1 rRNA gene is annotated in these 1,584 nt (G+C 53.6%); it reads left to right on the forward strand.

Going from position 1 to position 1,584, the window contains the following annotated elements:
* Positions 1–28 precede the first annotated feature (28 nt).
* Positions 29–1,571: ribosomal RNA gene (locus ACOSVQ_RS20600) — 16S ribosomal RNA — on the forward strand.
* Positions 1,572–1,584 lie beyond the last annotated feature (13 nt).

Below are 1,584 nucleotides of genomic sequence, written 5' to 3' on the forward strand. Positions count from 1 at the left end.
TCAGTATTCATTGAGCCGACAAAATCTTAAATTGAAGAGTTTGATCATGGCTCAGATTGAACGCTGGCGGCAGGCCTAACACATGCAAGTCGAGCGGCAGCACAGAGGAACTTGTTCCTTGGGTGGCGAGCGGCGGACGGGTGAGTAATGCCTGGGAAATTGCCCTGATGTGGGGGATAACCATTGGAAACGATGGCTAATACCGCATGATAGCTTCGGCTCAAAGAGGGGGACCTTCGGGCCTCTCGCGTCAGGATATGCCCAGGTGGGATTAGCTAGTTGGTGAGGTAATGGCTCACCAAGGCGACGATCCCTAGCTGGTCTGAGAGGATGATCAGCCACACTGGAACTGAGACACGGTCCAGACTCCTACGGGAGGCAGCAGTGGGGAATATTGCACAATGGGCGCAAGCCTGATGCAGCCATGCCGCGTGTGTGAAGAAGGCCTTCGGGTTGTAAAGCACTTTCAGTAGGGAGGAAGGTGGTGTTGTTAATAGCAGCATCATTTGACGTTACCTACAGAAGAAGCACCGGCTAACTCCGTGCCAGCAGCCGCGGTAATACGGAGGGTGCGAGCGTTAATCGGAATTACTGGGCGTAAAGCGCATGCAGGTGGTTTGTTAAGTCAGATGTGAAAGCCCGGGGCTCAACCTCGGAATAGCATTTGAAACTGGCAAGCTAGAGTACTGTAGAGGGGGGTAGAATTTCAGGTGTAGCGGTGAAATGCGTAGAGATCTGAAGGAATACCGGTGGCGAAGGCGGCCCCCTGGACAGATACTGACACTCAGATGCGAAAGCGTGGGGAGCAAACAGGATTAGATACCCTGGTAGTCCACGCCGTAAACGATGTCTACTTGGAGGTTGTGGCCTTGAGCCGTGGCTTTCGGAGCTAACGCGTTAAGTAGACCGCCTGGGGAGTACGGTCGCAAGATTAAAACTCAAATGAATTGACGGGGGCCCGCACAAGCGGTGGAGCATGTGGTTTAATTCGATGCAACGCGAAGAACCTTACCTACTCTTGACATCCAGAGAATCCTGCGGAGACGCGGGAGTGCCTTCGGGAACTCTGAGACAGGTGCTGCATGGCTGTCGTCAGCTCGTGTTGTGAAATGTTGGGTTAAGTCCCGCAACGAGCGCAACCCTTATCCTTGTTTGCCAGCGAGTAATGTCGGGAACTCCAGGGAGACTGCCGGTGATAAACCGGAGGAAGGTGGGGACGACGTCAAGTCATCATGGCCCTTACGAGTAGGGCTACACACGTGCTACAATGGCGCATACAGAGGGCAGCGAACTTGCGAGAGTAAGCGAATCCCAAAAAGTGCGTCGTAGTCCGGATTGGAGTCTGCAACTCGACTCCATGAAGTCGGAATCGCTAGTAATCGTGAATCAGAATGTCACGGTGAATACGTTCCCGGGCCTTGTACACACCGCCCGTCACACCATGGGAGTGGGCTGCAAAAGAAGCAGGTAGTTTAACCTTCGGGAGGACGCTTGCCACTTTGTGGTTCATGACTGGGGTGAAGTCGTAACAAGGTAGCGCTAGGGGAACCTGGCGCTGGATCACCTCCTTACGTAAAGATTCTC

Source organism: Vibrio sp. HM8-C (genome assembly GCF_058630515.1).